The organism is Mesorhizobium sp. M0800 (assembly GCF_040320095.1).
Classification (GTDB): Bacteria; Pseudomonadota; Alphaproteobacteria; order Rhizobiales; family Rhizobiaceae; genus Mesorhizobium.
The window spans coordinates 43,317-64,040 of sequence record NZ_JAMYOZ010000004.1 but is presented as its reverse complement, the minus strand read 5'-3'; the positions used below and the strand labels follow the sequence as shown (position 1 = coordinate 64,040).

At 62.9% G+C, this 20,724-nt stretch carries 23 protein-coding genes and 1 tRNA gene; 9 read left to right on the top strand and 15 right to left on the bottom strand.

Annotated features, from left to right (window positions below):
* Window positions 1-151 precede the first annotated feature (151 nt).
* Window positions 152-1,540: an SPOR domain-containing protein gene (locus NKI18_RS06900; RefSeq protein ID WP_352620054.1), complete on the top strand. Its 1,389-nt coding sequence runs from the start codon at window positions 152-154 to the stop codon at window positions 1,538-1,540.
* Window positions 1,541-1,587: 47 nt separating this feature from the next.
* On the opposite strand, the gene NKI18_RS06895 is transcribed toward NKI18_RS06900, so the two are convergent.
* From NKI18_RS06895 to NKI18_RS06880, 4 genes are all read right to left on the bottom strand, one after another.
* On the bottom strand, window positions 1,588-2,286 hold the full coding sequence (locus tag NKI18_RS06895; RefSeq protein WP_352448805.1) for a DnaJ domain-containing protein: 699 nt from the start codon (window positions 2,284-2,286) through the stop codon (window positions 1,588-1,590).
* Complete coding sequence (locus tag NKI18_RS06890) at window positions 2,286-3,017, bottom strand: vWA domain-containing protein (protein ID WP_352471664.1); 732 nt, start codon at window positions 3,015-3,017, stop codon at window positions 2,286-2,288. The genes NKI18_RS06895 and NKI18_RS06890 overlap by 1 nt, the downstream gene beginning before the upstream one ends.
* A 124-nt stretch (window positions 3,018-3,141) precedes the next feature.
* Window positions 3,142-3,579, bottom strand: coding sequence for a DUF1489 family protein (locus tag NKI18_RS06885; RefSeq protein ID WP_352466463.1), 438 nt, complete (start codon window positions 3,577-3,579; stop codon window positions 3,142-3,144).
* An 85-nt stretch (window positions 3,580-3,664) separates the two neighbouring features.
* The gene (locus NKI18_RS06880; RefSeq protein WP_352620055.1) at window positions 3,665-5,068 is read right to left on the bottom strand and encodes an L-serine ammonia-lyase; all 1,404 of its coding nucleotides are present in this window, start codon (window positions 5,066-5,068) and stop codon (window positions 3,665-3,667) included.
* A gap of 170 nt (window positions 5,069-5,238) precedes the next feature.
* On the opposite strand from NKI18_RS06880, the gene NKI18_RS06875 reads away from it, so the two are divergent.
* Window positions 5,239-5,982 (top strand): DUF599 domain-containing protein, encoded by a 744-nt coding sequence (locus NKI18_RS06875; protein ID WP_352620056.1) that lies wholly within the window; start codon window positions 5,239-5,241, stop codon window positions 5,980-5,982.
* Here the strand turns inward: NKI18_RS06875 and NKI18_RS06870 are convergent.
* The 6 genes from NKI18_RS06870 to NKI18_RS06845 all read right to left on the bottom strand — a co-directional run bounded on the left by NKI18_RS06870 (window position 5,931) and on the right by NKI18_RS06845 (window position 10,298).
* Window positions 5,931-6,725, bottom strand: coding sequence for a YdcF family protein (locus tag NKI18_RS06870; protein ID WP_353019203.1), 795 nt, complete (start codon window positions 6,723-6,725; stop codon window positions 5,931-5,933). The genes NKI18_RS06875 and NKI18_RS06870 overlap by 52 nt on opposite strands.
* 29 nt (window positions 6,726-6,754) lie before the next feature.
* Window positions 6,755-8,320 (bottom strand): amidase family protein, encoded by a 1,566-nt coding sequence (locus NKI18_RS06865; RefSeq protein WP_352620058.1) that lies wholly within the window; start codon window positions 8,318-8,320, stop codon window positions 6,755-6,757.
* Window positions 8,320-8,778, bottom strand: coding sequence for a GNAT family N-acetyltransferase (locus NKI18_RS06860; RefSeq protein WP_352620059.1), 459 nt, complete (start codon window positions 8,776-8,778; stop codon window positions 8,320-8,322). Before NKI18_RS06860 ends, NKI18_RS06865 begins: the two co-directional genes overlap by 1 nt.
* Window positions 8,779-8,785: 7 nt before the next feature.
* Window positions 8,786-9,073, bottom strand: a complete 288-nt coding sequence (gatC, locus tag NKI18_RS06855) for an Asp-tRNA(Asn)/Glu-tRNA(Gln) amidotransferase subunit GatC (RefSeq protein WP_023674910.1) — start codon at window positions 9,071-9,073, stop codon at window positions 8,786-8,788.
* Window positions 9,074-9,149: 76 nt separating this feature from the next.
* Window positions 9,150-9,566, bottom strand: coding sequence for a hypothetical protein (locus tag NKI18_RS06850; protein ID WP_352471669.1), 417 nt, complete (start codon window positions 9,564-9,566; stop codon window positions 9,150-9,152).
* 24 nt (window positions 9,567-9,590) lie between these two features.
* On the bottom strand, window positions 9,591-10,298 hold the full coding sequence (locus NKI18_RS06845; RefSeq protein ID WP_352620060.1) for a metal-dependent hydrolase: 708 nt from the start codon (window positions 10,296-10,298) through the stop codon (window positions 9,591-9,593).
* A gap of 116 nt (window positions 10,299-10,414) precedes the next feature.
* On the opposite strand from NKI18_RS06845, the gene ruvX reads away from it, so the two are divergent.
* Window positions 10,415-10,900 carry a Holliday junction resolvase RuvX gene (gene ruvX / locus NKI18_RS06840; RefSeq protein WP_023674907.1) on the top strand — a complete coding sequence of 162 codons (486 nt, stop codon included), beginning with the start codon at window positions 10,415-10,417 and terminating at the stop codon, window positions 10,898-10,900.
* Here ruvX and NKI18_RS06835 read toward each other — a convergent pair.
* From NKI18_RS06835 to NKI18_RS06825, 3 genes are all read right to left on the bottom strand, one after another.
* Window positions 10,867-11,178, bottom strand: coding sequence for a DUF6105 family protein (locus tag NKI18_RS06835; RefSeq protein WP_352448794.1), 312 nt, complete (start codon window positions 11,176-11,178; stop codon window positions 10,867-10,869). The genes ruvX and NKI18_RS06835 overlap by 34 nt on opposite strands.
* Window positions 11,178-11,732, bottom strand: a complete 555-nt coding sequence (locus NKI18_RS06830; RefSeq protein ID WP_352620061.1) for a hypothetical protein — start codon at window positions 11,730-11,732, stop codon at window positions 11,178-11,180. Before NKI18_RS06830 ends, NKI18_RS06835 begins: the two co-directional genes overlap by 1 nt.
* Before the next feature lie 159 nt (window positions 11,733-11,891).
* The gene (locus NKI18_RS06825; RefSeq protein WP_352620062.1) at window positions 11,892-13,520 is read right to left on the bottom strand and encodes a DNA alkylation response protein; all 1,629 of its coding nucleotides are present in this window, start codon (window positions 13,518-13,520) and stop codon (window positions 11,892-11,894) included.
* A 155-nt stretch (window positions 13,521-13,675) separates the two neighbouring features.
* On the opposite strand from NKI18_RS06825, the gene NKI18_RS06820 reads away from it, so the two are divergent.
* Genes NKI18_RS06820 through NKI18_RS06800 form a run of 5 tightly spaced genes read left to right on the top strand, consistent with a single transcriptional unit; the run spans window position 13,676 to window position 17,979 of the window.
* Window positions 13,676-14,641, top strand: a complete 966-nt coding sequence (locus tag NKI18_RS06820; RefSeq protein WP_352620063.1) for an aspartate carbamoyltransferase catalytic subunit — start codon at window positions 13,676-13,678, stop codon at window positions 14,639-14,641.
* Window positions 14,638-15,924: a dihydroorotase gene (locus NKI18_RS06815; protein WP_352620064.1), complete on the top strand. Its 1,287-nt coding sequence runs from the start codon at window positions 14,638-14,640 to the stop codon at window positions 15,922-15,924. Before NKI18_RS06820 ends, NKI18_RS06815 begins: the two co-directional genes overlap by 4 nt.
* Before the next feature lie 58 nt (window positions 15,925-15,982).
* The gene (gene plsY / locus NKI18_RS06810; RefSeq protein ID WP_352620065.1) at window positions 15,983-16,570 is read left to right on the top strand and encodes a glycerol-3-phosphate 1-O-acyltransferase PlsY; all 588 of its coding nucleotides are present in this window, start codon (window positions 15,983-15,985) and stop codon (window positions 16,568-16,570) included.
* A complete protein-coding gene (dprA, locus tag NKI18_RS06805) occupies window positions 16,567-17,691 on the top strand; it encodes a DNA-processing protein DprA (protein ID WP_352620066.1) in 1,125 nt (374 codons plus the stop codon). Before plsY ends, dprA begins: the two co-directional genes overlap by 4 nt.
* Before the next feature lie 45 nt (window positions 17,692-17,736).
* Window positions 17,737-17,979: a hypothetical protein gene (locus NKI18_RS06800; RefSeq protein ID WP_352620067.1), complete on the top strand. Its 243-nt coding sequence runs from the start codon at window positions 17,737-17,739 to the stop codon at window positions 17,977-17,979.
* A gap of 240 nt (window positions 17,980-18,219) precedes the next feature.
* Here NKI18_RS06800 and NKI18_RS06795 read toward each other — a convergent pair.
* Window positions 18,220-18,295, bottom strand: a tRNA-Lys gene (locus NKI18_RS06795).
* 308 nt (window positions 18,296-18,603) lie between these two features.
* Here NKI18_RS06795 and NKI18_RS06790 point away from each other — a divergent pair.
* A complete protein-coding gene (locus NKI18_RS06790; protein ID WP_353019200.1) occupies window positions 18,604-19,080 on the top strand; it encodes a BA14K family protein in 477 nt (158 codons plus the stop codon).
* Window positions 19,081-19,166: 86 nt separating this feature from the next.
* On the opposite strand, the gene glpK is transcribed toward NKI18_RS06790, so the two are convergent.
* Window positions 19,167-20,660, bottom strand: coding sequence for a glycerol kinase GlpK (glpK, locus tag NKI18_RS06785; protein ID WP_352620068.1), 1,494 nt, complete (start codon window positions 20,658-20,660; stop codon window positions 19,167-19,169).
* Between the last annotated feature and the right edge of the window lie 64 nt (window positions 20,661-20,724).

Sequence of the window (20,724 nt, the reverse complement as noted above, 5' to 3'; positions counted from 1 at the left end):
ATTCGAATAAAGAGAAGCTCAATCACACAGAAAATGGTGAACGCGGCGGTTACCATAAACGGATTGGTAACGCTGCCCGCGTTAGCGTGGCCGGAGGTGAGGCAGGACCCTTTGCCGCCTCCAAGGCAACGGAAATTCAAAGGAACTATCAGTGCGTAAGGCGTTGTCGGGCTTCGTTTCCAAATCCGCGTCCCCCCTCAAAACGATCATGATCCTCGCTATGGCGATGAGCTTCGTCGTCGCGGACGCGGCCTCATCCATGGCGGCCAAGTCGGCGGCCATCGTCATCGATGCCAAGACCGGCAAGGTGCTTTATTCGTCGGACGCCGATGGCCGGCGCTATCCGGCGTCGCTTACCAAGATGATGACGCTCTATCTGACGTTCGAGGCGTTGGCGAAGGGCAGGATCAGCAAGAATTCCCCGCTCGTGTTCTCGGCCAATGCCGCTGCCGAACCGCCGACGAAGCTCGGCGTCAAGCGGGGCGGCTCGGTCACGGTCGAGACCGCGATCCTGTCGATGGTGACCAAATCGGCAAACGATTCCGCAACAGCGCTTGGCGAGATGCTCGGCGGCAACGAAGCCAATTTCGCCCGCATGATGACCGCCAAGGCGCGGGCGCTGGGCATGAGGGGAACCGTTTTCCGCAACGCCAACGGCTTGCCTGATCCCGGCCAGTTCACGACCGCGCGCGACATGGCGATGCTCGGCATCGCCCTGAGAGAGCATTTCCCGCAATATTACGGCTATTTCTCGCAGCGCTCCTTTCTTTACGGGCGGCAGCGCATCAACGGCCACAATCGTCTGCTCGGACGCATCAAGGGCGTCGACGGCATCAAGACCGGTTACACCCGCGCCTCCGGTTACAATCTGGTCTCCTCGGTCTCGGATGGCGATCGGCGCATCGTAGCGGTGGTCATGGGCGGCAGGTCCGGCGGCAGCCGCGACAGCCAGATGGCCGGGTTGATCAATGCCTACATGCCGCAGGCGTCGTCGCGCGGCGGCGGCGTGCTGATTGCCAAGGCCGGCGGCGGCAATCCGATTTCAGCCTTGGCCAAGGTGCTTCTACCGAAGCATGACGCGCCGACACCGGACAGTAAGCCGGACGACGATGCCGTTGCCTCTCTTGTCGAGGAAAATGCGCCCGTCGTTGAAGAGACCGCTCCGGTCGTTCAGGCCAAGAGGGTCAAGACGACGGCTGTGTCGACGGTGGACGACGTGGCGACAGCCCGGGTCGCCGCAGCCTATGCCGAACCGGCGGCAGAGGTCGATCCTGTCAGCACGGCGTCGGTGCCATCCGGCTGGGCAATACAGGTCGCCTCTTCGCCAAAACAGGCCGAAGCGAAGGCTTTCCTCGACAAGGCGACGAAGCAGGCGCCCTCCGTTCTGACCGATGCCTCCGGTTTCACCGTCGCCTTCGACAAGGACGGTGTCACCTACTACCGCGCCCGGTTCGGTGGTTTCGGTTCGAAGACGGCTGCCTGGAAAGCCTGCAACGCTTTGAAAAAGAAGAAGATCGAGTGCTACGCCGTCCAGCAGTAAGCGGCGCGCGAAACGATATCTTTCCCGAAGTTCTGCGTCGAAGGAGACTAGTTGTGATTGGAGAGCAAGACGTCCTTGGCTTCATTGATCCGCGCCGCCAGGAAAGACGTGCCACCGATATCGGGGTGCAGGCGCTGCATCAGGCGGCGGTGCGCCTTGCGGACATCCGCCGCGGCAGCCCCCGCTTCAAGACCAAGGATCTTGTAGGCCTCCTCCTTAGTCATGGCGCCAGAACCTGGCGCAACACCCAGCCCTTCGCCACCATTCGCATCAGCGTCTTTGCGCCAGATGGGAAATCGGCCGTCAAGATACGTCTCTAGCAATTGGCGGCTCTCCGGATCGCCGGAGAGTTCGCGATAGAGTTGCTGCAATTCGGCAAGCCCCATCGAGCCAAGCATCTTGCCTTCATGGCGCCCGGCCAGCACAAGGCCTTCGAGGCCGCCGGTATCGTGATCGAGTTCCATCTCAAGCGCCGCCGTACGAACTGTCGAACGCTTGCCTGCCGCCAGTTTGGCTGCCGGCCGATTCATGCGCATGGAGCCGTACCAGGCGAGCGCAGCCGACAGGATCAAGCCGCCGATGCCCTCGCGCCCGACCAGCAGCACGGCGACGCCGACCAGCCCGAGCAGCACAGGTCCAAGCGTCCTCATGCCGCCTGCAAGCTTCGCCGGATCGGCGCGCAGGAAGATGGTGAGCATGCCGAGAAACACCAGAAGCAATGCTACGAAAGCGATAATCGCGCCCATCAGTTTCCGCCGCCCCGCATATGCTCGATCATCAGCCGGTCCTCCGGCCTGCCCCGGGCCTCCAGTGCCTTCAGCCCGCCGGTCGCAAACACGGCGACGGACGAAAGCAGGCCGGCCAACGTCGCGGCAGCCCGCCGATCGAACCGGAACCAGGCCCCTTTCGACAGCCGCGCAATTTCCTTGAACGCCTTTTCCGCAGCGGCATCATGGCCCTCCTGAAAGACGAAGACAGGAACGCCGTGCAGACCGAGGCTGCCGGCCTTTTCGGCCAGATCATCTATGTTTTCTTCCATCGCGTCGCCGATATAGACCAGCGCGTTGACCTTGGCCGCCGCCGTCTGTTTCAGCGCGTGGGCGAGCACCTTGCCGATCTGGGTATGGCCGCTGCGGCAGTTGATGCGCGTCATCAGCTGTTTCAGAGCTGCGGTATCGGTGACGAATGCGGATGAGCGGCACTCGCCAAGGCCGCGAAAATAGACAAGTTGAACCTTGAGCGCCCCGGCCTTGCCGACGGCGTCGAACATCTCGGCCTGCAGCGCACAGGCGAGATCCCAGGTCGGCTGGCGGCTCATTGTCGCGTCGAGGGACAGGATCAGCCTGCCTGAACCGGTGGCGGATGCAGCGAGCGTCCTTGCCTGACGGAGAAACGCGTCGATCTCGCCGGTGCTCGATTGAGACTCGACCGGCGCAGGATTGGCCCTTGCAGGCACGGGCTGCTTCTTGTCGCTCATAACATTCAAGATGTGGCGTTGTTCCCCGGCTTGCAAGCCCAGATGAGGCGACCTGGAGGACCTGTGATGATGGCACCTGCGGACAACGCTTCGGCTGGTGGTCTTGGCGTTGCGTTTCTCGGCGTCAGAGCAGGCCGAGATCGGCAAGCTCACGCCTGAGCTTCGGCGGCATCTCGATCAGCCCGGCTTTGCCCTTGCCGAGATCGGCCGGCGCGTCCGCCGGCTTCAGGTAGCGCCACCCCTGGAATGCACGGCGCGGTTGCCAGTCAGTGCGCACGACCTCGGGATCGAGGATCAGATGGCAACGGCCGATGCCCTCGTCATCGGTGAAGGGCCGGATTTCGGTGATCAGCTGGCGGCATTGGACATTGCCCTTGATCACCCAGTAGAGCGAGCCGCCGTCGGTAATCTCGGCGCCACGCGTCGGCACCATGCGGGTGGTGTGGTAGTGCTCGGCCGGTTCGCCGGCGCGGCGCCGCTCGTCGAGACGGAAGGCAATCCACTCTTCCAGATCCTCGACGCTGTCACAGCCGACGCAAAGCTTTATGAGATTGAGAGACATCGTTTAAGGTTTAGTCCAGCACGCGAACGCGTCAACGGCCTGATCGACTTCTCCACAGTGGTGGTCCATGCCGCCAGATTGGCGCTCAACACTCCACGACATTGACGGCCAATCCGCCAAGGCTGGTTTCCTTGTACTTTTCGTTCATGTCGAGACCGGTCTGGCGCATCGTCTCGATCGCGGCATCGAGCGGCACGAAATGAACGCCGTCGCCCTTGATGGCCAGCGAAGCGGCGGTCACCGCCTTGACGGCACCAAGCGCGTTGCGCTCGATACACGGCACCTGCACCAGGCCGCCGACCGGATCGCAGGTCATGCCGAGATGATGTTCCAGCGCGATCTCGGCAGCATTCTCGACCTGCTCGGGCGTGCCGCCCATGACGGCGCACAATCCCGCCGCAGCCATTGCCGAAGCCGAACCGACCTCGCCCTGGCAGCCGACTTCCGCCCCCGAGATCGAAGCATTGGTTTTGATGATGCCGCCGACCGCCGCCGCCGTCAGCAGGAAATCGCGGATGCTGGGCTGGTCGGCTTCGGGATGGAAATGCAACCAGTAGCGCAGCACTGCGGGCAGAGTGCCGGCCGCCCCATTGGTTGGCGCGGTGACGACACGGCCGCCGGCAGCGTTCTCCTCATTGACCGCCATCGCATAGATCGACAGCCAGTCGTTGGCGAGCAGCGGGTTGGGCCGGTTCTGCTGCCATTGCTCCTGCAGCTTATCGTGCAGCATCCGGGCACGGCGGCGCACCTTGAGTCCGCCCGGCATGATGCCGTCTTGCGACAGGCCGCGCTCGATGCACCCCTTCATCGCGCTCCAGATGCCGTCGAGGCCGGCGTCGAGCTTCTCGCGCGACATCTGCGTCTCCTCGTTGACGCGCTTCATCTCGGCAATGGAAAGCCCGCTTTTTGCTGCCATCGATAGCATTTCGACGGCGTTCTTGAACGGATACGGAACCTTCTTGCCTTCGGTTGTCGCCGAGCCCCTTGTTTTCATCCGCTGCAGTTCTTCCTCGGACACTACGAAGCCGCCGCCAATCGAATAATAGACGCGCCTCAGCAGCAACCGGTCGCCGGCATCATGGGCAGAGAAGGCCATGCCGTTGGCGTGACCCAGCAGCGGCGTCTTGCGATCCAGCACCAGATCCGTTGCCGGGTCGAAACGGTAGGACGGATGGCCGGGCGGCGAAATCCGCTTCTCGGCGGCGATGCGAGCGACGATGCCGTCTGCTAGGTCGGGATCCACCGTCTGCGGCGTCTGGCCGGCGAGGCCGAGCACCACGGCACGGTCGGAGCCATGGCCGATGCCGGTATAGGCGAGCGAGCCATGCAGGCTGGCAGCGATCCGGTCGACCTTGGCGCCGGCCGGGCGCGGCCAGTCGTCTCCCGCAATCTCGTCGAGAAACCGCCGCGCGGCCGTCATCGGCCCCATCGTGTGCGAACTCGATGGGCCGATGCCGATCTTGAACAAGTCGAAAACCGAAAGGAACACGTGGGCGTTTTCTCCTGGGACCCTGTTGAGGTCTACATATAGGAATTCCCATGATGTTTTCCGCTGTTTTGAAGATTGCGGCGCTGCGCCTGCCGACCTTGTTTGCTCCGGCAGCGACATTCCAGCTTCGGCCATCGAAGCGTTACTGCCGCCTGTGGTAAAAGCAACGCATGAGCGATTCCTTTCACGTATCGACGGCCGACCTTGCGGCGCTGGGGTTCTTCCTTACCGCGTGGGTGCTGCATACGCTCGCCGCCGACGGAATGCTGGTCAGCCGCATGTCGCTGACGAGGGCTATGAACACGCAGCGCGAGGCCTGGATGCGGACCATGGCCGAACGCGAGATCCGCATCGTCGACACCGCTATCATGAGCGGGCTGCAACAGGGGACCGCCTTCTTTGCCTCCAGTTCGCTGATTGCGATCGGCGGCTGTTTTGCCCTGCTCGGCGCCTCCGATCAGGTTCTGACCGTGCTGAGCGACCTGCCGTTTGGCGCCACGTCCTCACGCGCGGCCTTCCAGACGAAGGTGTTCGGGCTGGTGCTGATCCTGGCCTTTTCCTTCTTCAAGTTCGGCTGGGCTTACCGGCTGTTCAATTATTGCTCGATCCTGATCGGCGCCGTGCCGATTCCGCATGGCGAGGCGTCGCGCAATCCGGTCACCGAAACGGCGGTGTGGCGTGCCGCGCGCATGAACATGTTGGCCGGAAAGCATTTCAATTCGGGCCTGCGCGGCGTGTTCTTCTCGATCGGCTATCTTGGTTGGTTCGTCGATCCCACCGTCTTCGTGCTATCGACGCTGCTGCTTCTGGCGGTACTGGTGCGCCGCCAGTTTTTCTCGGCGGCGCGGCAGGCGGTGCTCGGTCAGCCGCCCGGTCCGGGGAAAGGCCGATCGATGCGGCCCGACAGCCAATAGGCGGTGAGCCCTATCCATTCGCGGATCGCAACAGTGGTGACCTCCAGCCAGTCGCCGGGATAAGGCAAGGTGCCGATGCTTTCCTTGCCGGAAGTGCGATAGTCGACCGGCCACGGAACGGTCAAAAAGCCGGCTTTGTCGAACAGCGCCTTGGCGCGTGGCATGTGGAAGGCCGAGGTCACCAGCAACCAGGTCTCGCCCGGTTTCGGCGTCACCAGTTCCCTGGTAAAGACAGCGTTCTCGTAGGTGTTGTGGGATTTGTTCTCGAGGATCAGCCGATCGGCCGCCACGCCGAAAGCGGCAAAAAGACGCGGCGCGGTATCTGCATCGCCTTCGCCGCCGCGGAACGTTTCGATGCTGCCACCGGAGATAACGACTTTCGCTGTCGGGAACCGCCGCGCCAGCACGGCCGCCTCGACCATCCGGTCGCCGCTGGAGTTCATTTCATAGCCGCCACGCACCAGATTGACGGCGCCATCCAGACTGCCGCCAAGCACTATGATACCGTCAACCTTTTCCGGCAGCGGCGGCCTGGGGAAGCGTTCCTCCAGCCGATTGAGCATCATGGGGCCGAGCGGGCTCCATATCGAAACCGCCAGAATGAGGAAGGCAAGAGCGCTGCCGGCGGTCGCCAACCGTCGCCGCCCGAACATCGCCGCGATCAGCCCCGCCAGCAGCAGGAAGATCGCGAGATTCAACGGCTCGACGAACAACCCGAGAACCTTGGAGACATAGAAGAACATCCCTCACCCCCTCAAGATGAGAAACGATCCTACCACCATTTTTCCGGCTGAAATGTGCCCGCCGCCTGTTCGATGACATGGGCGGTCTGGAACAGCGTTTCCTCGTCGAAGGGCCGGCCGATCAGCTGCAGGCCGAGCGGCAGCCCCTTGGCGTCGAGCCCGGCTGGAACCGCTATGCCGGGCAAGCCGGCCATGTTCACCGTCACCGTAAAAATGTCATTGAGATACATCTTGACCGGGTCGGCGGCCATGTCCTCGTCGGCGATGCCGAAGGCGGCGGAAGGCGTTGCCGGCGTCAGGATGACGTCGACGCCTGCGGCAAACACATTTTCGAAGTCACGCTTGATCAGGGTTCGAACCTTCTGCGCCTGTAGATAGTAGGCATCGTAGTAGCCGGCGGAAAGCACATAGGTGCCGATCATGATACGGCGCTTGACCTCCCGCCCGAAGCCAGCGGCGCGGGTCTTTTCATACATATCGACAATGTCCTTGCCGGCCACGCGCAAGCCATAGCGGACGCCGTCGTAACGGGCGAGGTTGGACGAGGCTTCGGCCGGCGCCACGATGTAATAGGCCGGCAGCGCATATTTGGTGTGCGGCAGTGAGATATCGACGATCTCGGCACCAGCATCCCGCAGCCAGGCAATGCCTTTCTGCCACAGCGCCTCGATCTCCGCGGGCATGTCGTCGACACGATATTCCTTGGGAATGCCGACCTTCATGCCCCTGATCGGGCGGCCGATCGCCGCCTCGTAGTCCGGCACCGGCAGGTCGACGGACGTCGTGTCCTTCGCGTCGACCGAAGCCATCGACTTCAACAGGATCGCGGCGTCGCGTACGTCGCGCGCGATCGGCCCGGCCTGGTCGAGCGATGAGGCGAAGGCAACGATGCCCCAGCGCGAACAGCGGCCATAGGTCGGCTTGATGCCGACTGTGCCAGTGAAGGCGGCGGGCTGGCGGATCGAGCCGCCGGTGTCGGTGGCGGTGGCGCCGGCGCACAGGAAGGCCGAGACCGCTGATGCGGAGCCTCCGGACGAACCGCCCGGCACCAGTTGGGCATTGTCCAACGTGCGCGCGGTCCTGGTGCCGCCGGCCGAAACGAAGCCACCCTCGCCCTGATGCGTCGTCGGCATTACCACCGTGTCGAGGCGCGAACGCCGCCACGGGTTGATGACCGGCCCGTAATACGAGGTCTCGTTGGACGAGCCCATGGCGAACTCGTCCATGTTGAGCTTGCCGAGCATGACGGCGCCATCCGCCCAAAGATTGGCGGTGATAGTCGATTCATAGCGCGGCTTGAAGCCATCCAGCACATGGCTGCAGGCCTGGGTGTGGACACCTTCGGTGCCGAACAAATCCTTGATGCCGAGCGGGATACCCTCGAGCGACCCGCCCTCGCCCTTGGCCAGTTTCGCGTCGGAGGCCTTGGCCATGTCGCGCGCCTTGTCGTCGGTGACCACGACGTAGGCATTGAGCGCCGGATTGGCTCGCTCGACCGCCGATAGATAAGCCTCGGTGATTTCGGTGGCGGTGATCTCCCTGGAGCGCAATTTGGCGCGGGCCTGCGAAATCGTCAGCTGGGTAAGGTCGCTCATCAGGCAAGGCTCTTTTCGTAAAACACCGACCACTCGGAATCGGGATAATCCAGTACCGGGCCGCAACGCGAAAAACCGGCGCGTTCGTAGACGGTCCAGGCGGCGGGATGACGGTCGCCCGTCTCCAGCACCAGACGCTTAAGCCCTTCTTGGCGCGCCAGCGCCTCGATACGCTCGACAATCTTCGCGCCGATCTTGTGGCCGCGATGCGAAGGTCGCGTATACATGCGCTTGACCTCGCCTACGACAGCATCGTGGCGCTTCAGTGCGCCGCAACCGATGGCAAGGCCGTTGTCGCGGGCGATGAAGACGGTCGTGTCGCGGTCCGCCATCTGCTCGACCGTCAAATGGTAGCAATGCTCCGGCGGCGTCAGCTCCAGCAATGTGGCGTTGAGCTCCTCGACCAGCCCACGCACATCGTCCTGCAGCGGCGTCTCCGTGGCGATCTCGATTGCCATCGGCCAGCTACTCCACGACCTTAGGCACAAGGAAGAAATTCTCTTCGGTCGCCGGCGCGTTGGCGACGATGTCGGCTGCCTTGCCGCCGTCGGTGACGACGTCCTGGCGCTTTTTCATTGCCATCGGCGTGACCGAGGTCATCGGCTCGACGCCGGAAACATCGACCTCGTTCAACTGCTCGACAAAGCCCAAAATGGCGTTCAATTCGCCGGTCATGCGCTCTGCATCCTCCTCGCTCACCGCAATACGGGCAAGATGCGCGACGCGCTTCACGGTTTTTATATCAACGGACATGTTTGTGCCTCGGGGAAAACCAGCGCTATAGCGGCGCGGCGCGTGCCGCGCAACATGCATCGTGCCTTCAACTGCCCTATGGCATCGCCACGCCGTCGCAGAGGAAATAACTGCCGCCGTTGCCGCTCTGCTCGCCTTCGTCGGCGGCAGGCCGAACCGATACCAGGTCGATCTGCTTCGGGCTCATCTGTGTCAGTGAGAGAACATCGGGAAAGACGTAGCCCGGCTCCTGGCATATAGCGGTCACCGCCCAGCTTGGTGAGCGTGTCGCTTTGGTGATCTGCAGGAATTCACAATTATATTCGATGCTTTCCAGGCCATTTGCCGACAGCACGATATTGCCGCCCTCGATCACCGTCTGCAGCGTATCCTTTTTGGCCTGCGCGCAGAGGTCCTCCGATTGCAGATAGACGCCCTCGATGAAATTTTCCGCGGCCAGCGTCGGCGACGCGGCAACCAGCATGGAAATGCAAAGAGAATTTCTCAAGCGCATCGTATCGTTCCGGGCCGGCTTTCTTTACACCGTAATCGTCTCGCCGATCTTCGGCAACGCAACTTTCACACCCGATCCATCCAGCCCGGCCACGAATTTGTCGGCGGTCTGATCGATCATCGGAAATGTGCCGAAGTGAGCGGGAACGACCGTCTCGAACTTGAAGAAACGCTGGCAGGCAAGGGCTGCTACCGCGCCACCCATGGTGAAGCGGTCGCCGATCGGCACGATGCCGATCTTCGGTTCGTGCAACTCGTTGATCAGCGCCATGTCGGAAAAAATGTCGGTGTCGCCCATATGATAAAGCGTCTTGTCCTCGGGAAAGTGCAGGACGAGCCCACCCGGATTGCCGAGATAGGTATTCTGGCCACCCTCGCCCGGAAAGGACGATGAATGCAGAGCCTGAACGAAGGTGGTGGTGAAGCCGCCGCAATCGACGGTGCCGCCGATATTGCCGGGATTGATCTGCTTGTCACCGACGCCCTTGCCGACCAGGTACATGCAAATCTCGAAATTGGCGACCAGCATCGCGCCGCTCTTCTTGAGCACTTCGATGGCGCCGCTGATGTGGTCGCTGTGGCCATGGGTGAGCAACACGTGCGTGATCCCTTCGGCCGGCCCTTCCCAGCCGCCCGTCCATGACGGATTGCCGACCAGATAGGGGTCGATGAGGATTTTCGCGCCTTCGATTTCGATTCGGAATGCCGAATGTCCGTACCAGGTCAGTTTCATCAATGCTTTCCTCGATTTTTGCTTCGGTAGAGGATAGAACGCCGACGGCGAAATTAAAGTGCCGCGCACGCTTTGCGCGTATAGGACGTGCGGCGTCGCGGTCAAAGGAAAAGCCGTTGGGCATCATCACCATCGAGGAGTTGCCGGCCCGGCTTGGCGGCGGCAAGACCCTGGCCGGTCTCGACCTCGGCGACAAGACAATCGGCGTGGCGGTTTCCGACCGCGGCTTGTCGTTCGCCCACCCGCGCCCTGTCATCATGCGCAGGAAATTCTCGCTCGATGCCGCAGTGCTGCTCGCTCTGCTACAGAAGGAAAATGCCGGCGCCGTGGTGATCGGCCTCCCCATCAACATGGACGGCTCCGAAGGCCCGCGCGCCCAAAAATCCCGAGCTTTCGTGCGCAACATGGCTGGATTGACCGATCTGCCCTTCCTCTTTTGGGACGAACGGCTGTCGACGGTGGCGGCCGAGCGGACGCTGATCGAGATGGATTTTTCCCGCAAGAAACGCGCCGGCAAGATCGATTCTGCGGCGGCCGCTTTTATCCTCCAAGGTGTTCTCGACCGGCTTCAGGCGCTCGGCGTCGATGCCTGGTCGAAATAGCGGTTGCGCATCGCCGTGATCCAGCCACCTATCGCCTTGCGGCGGCGAAATGCCCAGAACGCCACCAGCAGCAGCCCATCGAACACGCAAGCTTTCGCCACCATGCCCGGAATAAGCGCCGGATCAACGCCGAGCATCTGTCCATAGAGCTGGAAGACGAGATCGTGTAATTGGCGGCTCAGGATGACATAGCCGAAATTGATGTCGTTGAGCGACAGAAAGAACCAGCCCCAAAACAAGAGGAGCGGAGCCGCCCACAGCGCGAACAAGGTGCGCATCAGCGGTCATCCCTCGAATCCAGCCGGCCGGAAATGCGGGCAAGCGAGGAATTATGCGCCGCTGCCTTGGCCATGACATGCGCGGCCGCTCGGATTTCGCCGGTCCCTGGAACTGCCGCGGCAACGGTCGACCGCCGCTCCGCGAGCATCGCGACATAGGACGCCAGAAGTGCCGCCAATTGCACCGCGACAATCATGAACAGCCCATTGATGCCTTGCGCGGCGCCGCCGATGACGATCAGCGACAGCACGCCCAAGGCGGAAATGAAGGCGATTCGCATGACGCTATCGGCGGGATCCGGGTTGGTCCTGTCGCTGGTCAGTGCTTCAACAAAGGCCCAGCAGAACAGCACCGCGACGACAAGCAGTGCCACGGCGAGCGGCGCCACAACGACGGCGTTTTCGAGATCGGCAAATCGAGTGTTCTGGACGGGAACGCCCAGTACGCCAAGGGCCGTCGCCACGCCTCGATTCCCGTCGATGCAAATGAACGCCAGCAGGGCGAAAACGGCCGCCCAATGCAATGCCAGAAAAGAGCTCAGAATATGCCGCATGACGCTCCTGCTTCGCAGGGCAAAGCCGCTCAAGCTGAACAATCCTTGCCTTAACCATAACACTGGGCTTTGCCACCGGCCGCCGCAATGGAAACCATTCGTTAAGGTTAACGGCCATCCACAGGGTCGCGAGAGCGGCAGCGAATTGGGCGACGGCCCTTAGTTGATCGGCGGGTAGAGCGTATCGATGATCATGCGCGCATCATGGCGGGAATCGATCATGCCATAGGTATTGCGCCACTGGCCGGCGAGGCGCGTTTCGACGAAGGCGTCGGCGATCCGCCCTGCCCCCAGCCTGCGAAGCTCTGCCGCCGCCGCCGACAATGCCAATTGCTCGGTCAAGAGCCGCGCCGAGCCCTCGTCGGTTGCAGCGACCTGCATTGCCGCCTTGAGCACGCCGACGGTGCCGCGTCCGCCGGCGCCGAGATCGCGGTCGATGCCGGCCAGCACGTCATCGAACAGGCCGGGTGCACGCCCCAGCACACGTAGCACATCGAGCGCCATGACGTTGCCGGATCCCTCCCAGATCGCGTTGACCGGAGCTTCGCGATAGTAGCGGGCGAGCGGCCCCTCCTCGACATAGCCATTGCCGCCGAGGCACTCCATCGCTTCATAGAGCAGCGGCGGCGCAATCTTGCAGACCCAGTATTTGACGACCGGCGTCATGGCGCGCGCGAAGGCCGCCTCGCCGCGGTCGCCGGCCGCCTCGTCGAAGGAGCGCGCCAGCCGGAACGACAGCGCGGTAGCGGCGGCAACGTCGAGCGCCATATCGGCCAGCACACGCTGCATCAGCGGCTGCTCGATCAGATTGGTTCCAAACACCTTGCGGTGCCGCGTGTGGTGGACGGCCTCGGCCAGTCCGGCCCGCATGATCGCCGACGAGGCGACGGCACAGTCGAGCCGCGTCAGGGTCACCATGTCCATGATCGTCTTCACGCCCGCGCCGGGCTCACCGACCATCTCGCCGATGGCATTGACGAATTCCACCTCCGACGAGGCATTGGATCGGTTGCCGAGCTTGTCCTTCAGCCGTTGAAAACGGAGACCGTTGCCGGATCCGTCGCCGAGCAAGCGGGGAACGAGAAAGCACGACAGTCCCTCCGGCACCTGTCCGAGCACCAGGAAGGCATCCGACATCGGCGCCGACATGAACCATTTGTGGCCGGTCAGGCGATAAAACCCGCTGCCGGCGCGCTCGGCCCTGGTGACGTTGGCACGGACATCGGTGCCGCCTTGCTTCTCGGTCATGCCCATGCCGAGCGTCAGCCCGGCTTTTTCGACCGGAGGCTTTTGGCTTTGATCGTATTTGCGCGTCGTCACCCGAGGCGCCCATTCGCGAAACAGCTTCGGGCTGGCCATCAGCGCTGCCAGCGAAGCGCTGGTCATGGTGATCGGGCAGAGATGTCCGGTCTCGAGCTCAGCCGTGAGGTAAAAGCGTGCAGCGCGCACCTGGTGGCGGCGGCCGATCTCGGCGTCGCCATTCTCCCAGACCGACGAATGCAGCCCGTTGGCAACAGAGCGGCGCATGAGCGCGTGATAGGCGGGATGGAACTCGACCTGGTCGATGCGCCGGCCCTGGCGGTCATGGGTCCTGAGCTTCGGCATCTCGACATTGGCAAGACGGGCCAGTTCCTGCGCCTCATGAGTCAGAACGAAACGGCCAAGCCCGTCGAGGTCCTTGCGCACTGGATCGGAAAAGCGCTCGGCAAGCTGGATCAGCAACGGATCGCCCCGCCAGGCGTTGCCGCCGGCCAGCGGCGGCGGCTGGTTGGTCACGTCGTCAGTCACGCTTCGTCCTTATCACCTGAAGGCTGCGAATCCAAAGCCAAGGCGGTTTATAGCCTATGGCCAGCGGCGCGCGACGAAAATACCGGGGAGAACCAATCCAATCCCAAGCCGGTGCTTGCAGCCGCGGAGCCTCCCCCCTATAGCAGCGACTTGAGATGACCGACGCATCGTCCCTGCCGCTTTATCCCCACCGCCATCTTCTGGGCATCCGCGATCTTTCCCCTGCCGACATCGAGCTTCTGCTCGACCGGGCGGACAGGGCCGTTGCCATCTCGCGGCAGTCGGACAAGAAGACATCGACGCTGCGCGGCCGCACCCAGATCAATCTCTTCTACGAAGCCTCGACCCGTACGCAATCGTCATTCGAGCTGGCCGGCAAACGGCTCGGCGCCGATGTCATGAACATGTCCGTAGCGAGTTCGTCGGTGAAAAAGGGCGAGACGCTGATCGATACGGCGATGACGCTGAATGCCATGCGTCCCGACATATTGATCATCCGCCATCAATCGGCCGGCGCGGCAGCACTTCTCGCCCAAAAAGTCGGCTGTTCGGTGGTCAATGCCGGCGACGGCGCCCATGAGCACCCTACCCAGGCGCTGCTCGACGCACTGACCATCCGCCGCGTCAAGGGTCCGTTGTCGAAGCTGATCGTGGCGATCTGCGGCGACATCCTGCATTCGCGCGTGGCCCGCTCCAACATCATCCTGCTCAACGCGCTTGGTGCCCAGGTCAGGGTCGTCGCCCCTTCGACGCTTTTGCCCGCCGGCATCGAGAAGATGGGCGTCATCGTCACCCGTTCCATGGCCGAGGGTCTGAAGGACGCCGACGTGGTGATGATGCTGCGCCTGCAGCGCGAACGCATGGAAGGCGCTTTCGTACCGTCGGTGCGCGAATATTTCCGCTATTTCGGCCTCGACGCGGAGAAGCTGAAGGCGGCCAAGGACGGTGCGCTGGTCATGCATCCCGGCCCGATGAACCGCGGCGTCGAGATCGCCTCCGAGATCGCCGACGGCCCGCAAAGCGTTATCCAGGAACAGGTTGAGATGGGCGTCGCCGTGCGCATGGCGGTTATGGAAGCGCTGCTCGACCCCCGTCGAAACCACGAGGGCCGCGCCAGATGAGCATAACGGTCTTCAGCCGGGCCCACATCGTCGACCCGTCGCGCGGCATCGATGAGGTCGGCACCGTCATCGTCGAAGGCCGCAAAATCGTTGCCGCCGGCAAGGCGGCTTTGAACCAGGGCGCGCCCGAAGGCGCCACCATCATCGACTGCGCCGGCAAGACTATCATTCCTGGATTGATCGACGCGCGCGTCTTCATCGGCGAACCCGGCGGCGAACACCGGGAGACCATTGCTTCGGCGAGCATCGCTGCGGCGGCCGGCGGCGTCACCTCAATCGTCATGATGCCCGATACCGACCCGGTGATCGACAATGTCGCACTGGTCGAGTTCGTGCTGCGCACCGCCAAGGACACCGCAATCGTCAACATCTTGCCGGCAGCAGCGATCACCAAGGGGCTGGAAGGCCGCGAGATGACCGAATTCGGCCTGCTGCGCGAGGCCGGCGCGGTCGCCTTCACCGATGGCCAGCATTCTATTGCCAGCGCGCTGGTGATGCGCCGCGCGCTGACCTATGCGCGCGATTTCGGTGGCGTCATCGCGCATGAAACCCAAGACGCCGACCTCGCTTCGGCCGGCGTGATGAACGAAGGCCTTTACGCAAGCTGGCTTGGCCTTGCCGGCATTCCGCGCGAAGCCGAATCGATCCCCCTGGAGCGCGATCTCGCGTTGGCTCGGCTGACCGGCGGCGCCTATCACGCTGCCAAGATTTCGACGGCTATGGCGGCAAACGCGGTAGCGCGCGCAAAAGCCGATGGCGCCAACGTCACATCAGGCGTGTCGATCCACAATCTGTCGCTCAACGAGAATGATGTCGGCGAGTACCGCACCTTCTTCCGGCTGACGCCGCCGCTGCGCGCCGAGGAAGACCGGCTGGCGATGATCGAAGCGATCAAGGACGGCACCATCGATCTCATCGTCTCCTCGCACGACCCGCAGGACGTCGACACCAAGCGCCTTCCCTTTGCCGATGCCGCGGCCGGCGCCATCGGCCTGGAAACGCTGCTAGGCGCAGCGCTGCGGCTCTATCACAATGGCGACGTGACGCTGCTCCGGCTGGTCGAGACACTGTCGACCGCGCCGGCAAGATTGTTCGGCCTGCCCGGCGGCACGCTGAAACCGGGGGTATTGGCCGACCTTTCGCTCGTCGATCTGGACGAGCCATGGGTCGTCAGCGAGAGCGGCATCCGCTCACGCTCGAAAAACACCTGTTTCGAAGGCGCACGACTGCAAGGCAAGGTCTTGCAAACGATGGTGGCGGGCCGCACAGTGTTTTCGGCCTAGGACGAAAACAGGCGTCACGGCTTAAAATCCGCTCAGCCAAGGAAAGTTCGGGGGAACAATGGCTTACAGTCCCGTCTTGGCATTGGTGTTCGGCTATCTTCTCGGCTCGATCCCGTTTGGCCTGCTGATCACCCGTGCCGCCGGCCTCGGCGACGTGCGCAACATCGGCTCCGGCAACATCGGCGCCACCAATGTGCTGCGCACCGGCAACAAGAGCTTGGCCGCGGCCACGCTTCTGCTCGACGCCCTTAAAGGCACCGCGGCGGTGCTGATCGCAGGCCGCTTTGCGCCCGAGCTCGGACTTTGGGCCGGCTTCGGCGCGTTTTTAGGTCATCTCTTTCCGGTCTGGCTCGGCTTCAAGGGGGGCAAGGGTGTCGCCACTTACCTTGGCGTGCTGATCGGCCTTGCCTGGCAGGCGGCGCTGATCTTCGCCGTCGTCTGGCTGGCGGTGGCCTTCCTGTTCCGCTTCTCCTCGCTTGCGGCACTGACGGCATCAGTCGTGGTGCCCATGGCGCTGTATTTCCTGAGCACGCCGCAGATTGCCGGGCTTTTCGCGGCGATGAGCCTAATCGTCATCGTAAAGCACCGCGCCAACATTGCGCGGCTGCTTGCCGGCACCGAGGGTAAGATCGGGGCCAAGGAGTGAGCGAGCCCGACGCCGGGCCGCGCCTCAGCGACCGGCAGCGGCTGAGCTGGCTTCGTCTGATCCGCACGCCGAATGTCGGCCCGGCTTCCTTTCGCGACCTGATCAACCGGTTCGGTTCGGCCGAAGCAGCGCTATCGATGCTGCCCGAGCTGATGATTTCGGGTGGCGCCAAAAAAATCGTCCGCATCCCGTCCATTGCCGAGACCGAGGCGGAGCTGGAGACCGCCCGGCGGGCTGGCGCCCGCTTCGTCGGCATCGGCGAAGCGGATTATCCGCCGCTGATGAAAAGCATGGATCATCCGCCGCCGCTGCTCGCGGTCAGGGGCAATAGCGCGGTGTTCCGCTTGCCAGCGGTCGCCATCGTCGGCGCTCGCAACGCATCGCTGGCCGGCATCAAGATGGCGCGGATGCTGGCGGCGGATCTCGGCCGCGACGGCTATGGCATCGTCTCCGGCCTGGCGCGCGGCATCGATACGGCCGCGCACCAGGGCAGCCTTGCGACTGGCACAATCGGCGTGCTCGCCGGCGGCCTCGATTTGCCCTACCCGCCCGAAAATGCCGGCCTGTGCGACGAGATCGCCGAGCGCGGCGGCGCCATCATTTCCGAAATGCCGTTTGGCTGGCAGCCGCGCGCACAGGATTTTCCGCGCCGCAACCGGCTCGTCGCCGGTGCTGCATTGGGATTGGTGGTGGTCGAGGCCGCACAGCGCTCCGGCTCACTGATCAGCGCCCGGCTTGCCGGCGAGATGGGCCGGCTGGTCTTTGCCGTTCCCGGTTCGCCGCTCGATCCGCGCGCCGCCGGCACCAATGGCCTGCTCAAGGACGGCGCAACCCTTGTCACCGAGGCCGCCGATATCACCAGCGCGGTCGCGCCGCTGGTCGGCGCCTGGGCCCCAAGGACATCGCCGCTTGAGGAGCCGCCCGACTTTTCGGCAACGCCGCCGCCGCGCGAGGACGACCGCGACCGCGTCGTCGAGGCGCTCGGCCCGACGCCAGTGGCGGTAGACGAGATCATCCGCCACACCGGCCTGCATCCCGCCCAAGTGTTCATGGTGCTGCTGGAGCTCGACCTCGCCGGACGGCTCGAGCGCCATGCCGGCGGTAATGTCTCGCTGATTTGACCGAGAGCTTGCGCATGTCCCGGCACGCAATTCCGACGTGATTCCATGACTGATCTAGGTGAGAAGCCAAAGCAGACGCTGTTCACTCGTACGACGGCCCTCGTTTGGGCAGCGTTGAGCGTCATGCTGGCGCTGAAATGGTCGATGGATCTCGGCATGCTGGGTTTTCCCGACGGCTACATAACGCCCTTCGCAAGAGCGACCAGCACGCTTTTGGGCATTCTGACCGCAGCCTGCATGGCCCAGGGTCTCTACTTTTCTTGGCCGGTGTGTTGGGCAGGAAGGTAAGCACTGCCCGTCTCGGTGTACAAATCCTTGCCGCAGCAGTTCTCACCGTGGCGCTAGTGCTTATCGTGAAGGATTGTCCGCATTCACAGCTGTGCAGCAGAGCCTATGAGGCGCTCACCGGCACGATGATGGACGATGGAGCGGGCGGCTAAAGCCACTGCATGCGTTCGGCACGAGGTTGTCACCCATGTCTTAGGTACAAACTGTTACCCATGTCTCCGGGCCGTACAATCTTGATTTTGGTGAGCGCGATGGGATTCGAACCCATGACCTACTGATTAAAAGTCAGTTGCTCTACCGGCTGAGCTACGCGCTCCCGCGGGCTCAGAAAGGCCGCCCTCGAAATTGCGCGGAACATAGGGAGAGTGCCTCTGCCGGTCAACCGGAAAAAGACGGCTCTCAATCCGGACTGTCCTGCAGTGTCATCATGCCTTGCGGAGCGCTTCGGCGTCGACGGAACGGCCTCGTTCTCGCGCAAGACCGAAGCTCGCCCTCTATGCCGACAAAGGCAAGCAGCAAATCGGAAGAACCTTTGCGGATCAGCAACTTGGGATTTTTGGCGGAACAATTTGCGCAGCCTGCCCGTTTCCCGCGATAAGGGACATGCGTTTCAAGGAGAAGACCATGAATAGGATCATGTCGGGCCTGCTGGCGACCACTCTTTCGATCTCATTCGCTGCCGCGGAGATCGTGCCAGTCAACGCTCAGCCCAGCTATGCGCCCCCGGCCCAGGGGCTCACCTCGAATGTCCAGACCGTCCAGTACGAGCCGTGGCGGAGGCACCGGAGTTTCAATCGCGATTTCTCGCGTCGCGATTTCTCCCGGCGCAGTTTTGCGCGTAACGACGGCATGTATTGGCGCGGCCATCGCGGCTATCGCGAATATCGTCGCGGCTATCGCCGTCACGGCGATTTCTGGTTCCCGCTAGCTGCGTTTGCTACCGGAGCGCTGATTACCGGCGCGATCGTCAACCAGAATCGTGTCTATCGTGGCGATGCCCACGTGCAGTGGTGCTATAACCGTTATCGGAGCTATCGCGCTTCTGACAACACTTACCAGCCCAACTACGGTCCGCGCCGGCAGTGCCGGTCGCCTTACTGAGTCCTAGATTAGAGGCTGCAAGCCCGCGCCCGAAACGGCGCGGGTTTTTCATTACTGCGAATCCCGGGGCATCGGGGCATCCCTGCCTATTGCGTACTTAGCGTCCTGCGCACAGCGTGGCGCCAACCGGCCAGCTTGGCGGCACGTGTCGAAGCATCCATGTCCGGCTTGAACCGGCGCTCGAGCGCCCAACTCCTGGCGAATTCCCGCGCCTTCGGCCAGACACCGGCCTTCGAGCCGGCCAGCCATGCCGCACCAAGCGCAGTCGTCTCGAGAATTGTCGGCCGGTCTACCGGCGCATCGAGAATGTCGGCCAGCCGCTGCATGGTCCAGTCCGACGCCACCATGCCGCCATCGACCCTAAGCACGGTCTTGGCCGAGGCGGCCTTCCAGTCCTTGCGCATGGCGTCAAGCAGGTCGCGTGTTTGGAACGCAACGGATTCCAGTGCCGCGCGGGCAAATTCCGCCGGCCCCGAATTGCGGGTCAGCCCGAAGATGGCGCCGCGCGCTTCGGCATCCCAATGGGGCGCGCCGAGCCCGACGAAAGCAGGCACCAGATAGACGTTCTGCGTCGGATCGGCTTCCGCTGCCAATTTGCCGCTATGCTCGGCCTTGCCGATTACCTTGATGCCGTCGCGCAGCCATTGCACGGCGGCGCCCGCGATAAAGATCGAGCCTTCCAGAGCGTAGGTGGTCTTGCCGTTCAGCCTGTAGGCGATGGTGGTCAAAAGCCGGTTCTTCGAACGAACCAGATCGCTGCCGGTGTTGAGCAGCGCGAAGCAACCGGTGCCGTAGGTGGATTTCATCATGCCTGGCTCGAAACAGGCTTGGCCGATCGCCGCCGCATGCTGGTCGCCGGCCACACCGAGGATTCTGATCTGTGCACCAAACAGGCCTTTGTCGGTGATTCCAAAATCATCGGCACAATCTTTCACCTGCGGCAGCATTCTTGCAGGTATGCCAAGAATGGCCAGCAGCTCGTCGTCCCAGGCGTTTTGTTCGATGTTGTAGACCAGTGTGCGCGAGGCGTTGGTGGCGTCAGTGGCGTGGACCTTGCCGCCAGTCAGGCGCCAAATCAGGAAACTGTCGATGGTGCCGGCCAGCAGTTCGCCCTTCTCGGCGCGTTTTCTGGCGCCCTTCACCTTGTCCAGCATCCAGGCGATCTTGGTGCCGGAGAAATAGGGATCGAGCAGCAGGCCGGTCTTTTTCGTGAATTTCTTCTCCAGCCCCAGCTTCTTCAGTTTCTGGCATAGCGGCGCGGTGCGACGATCCTGCCAGACAATCGCGTTGTGGATCGGCTTGCCGGTCTCCTTGTCCCAGATGACGACCGTTTCGCGCTGGTTGGTGATGCCGATCGCGGCGACTTCCGCTGCGTTGCGGCCGGCTGTCTTCAGCCCGGCCTTCACCGTTTCCACGACGCTTGCCCATATCTCCTCGGGATCGTGCTCGACCCAGCCGGAGGCCGGATAATATTGGGTGAATTCCTTTTGCCCGCTGCCGACGACCATCATCTTGTCGTCGAACAGGATCGCCCGGCTCGATGTCGTCCCTTGGTCGATTGCAAGGATATATCCGGTCATTCTCTCTCCCGTCGAAGCGAGTTCAAAGGTGCTGCGATGTCTCGACCCCGGATGGCGCGGAGCC

Coding starts and splice junctions, on each gene's coding strand:
- NKI18_RS06815 (WP_352620064.1), top strand. CDS start 14,638: ATGAGCATAACGGTCTTCAGCCGGGCCCACATCGTCGACCCGTCGCGC.
- NKI18_RS06790 (WP_353019200.1), top strand. CDS start 18,604: ATGAATAGGATCATGTCGGGCCTGCTGGCGACCACTCTTTCGATCTCA.
- NKI18_RS06835 (WP_352448794.1), bottom strand. CDS start 11,178: ATGCGCACCTTGTTCGCGCTGTGGGCGGCTCCGCTCCTCTTGTTTTGG.
- NKI18_RS06865 (WP_352620058.1), bottom strand. CDS start 8,320: ATGAGCGACCTTACCCAGCTGACGATTTCGCAGGCCCGCGCCAAATTG.
- gatC (WP_023674910.1), bottom strand. CDS start 9,073: ATGTCCGTTGATATAAAAACCGTGAAGCGCGTCGCGCATCTTGCCCGT.
- NKI18_RS06845 (WP_352620060.1), bottom strand. CDS start 10,298: ATGAAACTGACCTGGTACGGACATTCGGCATTCCGAATCGAAATCGAA.
- NKI18_RS06870 (WP_353019203.1), bottom strand. CDS start 6,725: ATGTTCTTCTATGTCTCCAAGGTTCTCGGGTTGTTCGTCGAGCCGTTG.
- NKI18_RS06850 (WP_352471669.1), bottom strand. CDS start 9,566: ATGCGCTTGAGAAATTCTCTTTGCATTTCCATGCTGGTTGCCGCGTCG.
- NKI18_RS06860 (WP_352620059.1), bottom strand. CDS start 8,778: ATGGCAATCGAGATCGCCACGGAGACGCCGCTGCAGGACGATGTGCGT.
- NKI18_RS06885 (WP_352466463.1), bottom strand. CDS start 3,579: ATGTCTCTCAATCTCATAAAGCTTTGCGTCGGCTGTGACAGCGTCGAG.
- NKI18_RS06830 (WP_352620061.1), bottom strand. CDS start 11,732: ATGCGGCATATTCTGAGCTCTTTTCTGGCATTGCATTGGGCGGCCGTT.
- plsY (WP_352620065.1), top strand. CDS start 15,983: ATGGCTTACAGTCCCGTCTTGGCATTGGTGTTCGGCTATCTTCTCGGC.
- NKI18_RS06800 (WP_352620067.1), top strand. CDS start 17,737: ATGACTGATCTAGGTGAGAAGCCAAAGCAGACGCTGTTCACTCGTACG.
- NKI18_RS06875 (WP_352620056.1), top strand. CDS start 5,239: ATGAGCGATTCCTTTCACGTATCGACGGCCGACCTTGCGGCGCTGGGG.
- NKI18_RS06820 (WP_352620063.1), top strand. CDS start 13,676: ATGACCGACGCATCGTCCCTGCCGCTTTATCCCCACCGCCATCTTCTG.
- NKI18_RS06895 (WP_352448805.1), bottom strand. CDS start 2,286: ATGGGCGCGATTATCGCTTTCGTAGCATTGCTTCTGGTGTTTCTCGGC.
- NKI18_RS06890 (WP_352471664.1), bottom strand. CDS start 3,017: ATGAGCGACAAGAAGCAGCCCGTGCCTGCAAGGGCCAATCCTGCGCCG.
- glpK (WP_352620068.1), bottom strand. CDS start 20,660: ATGACCGGATATATCCTTGCAATCGACCAAGGGACGACATCGAGCCGG.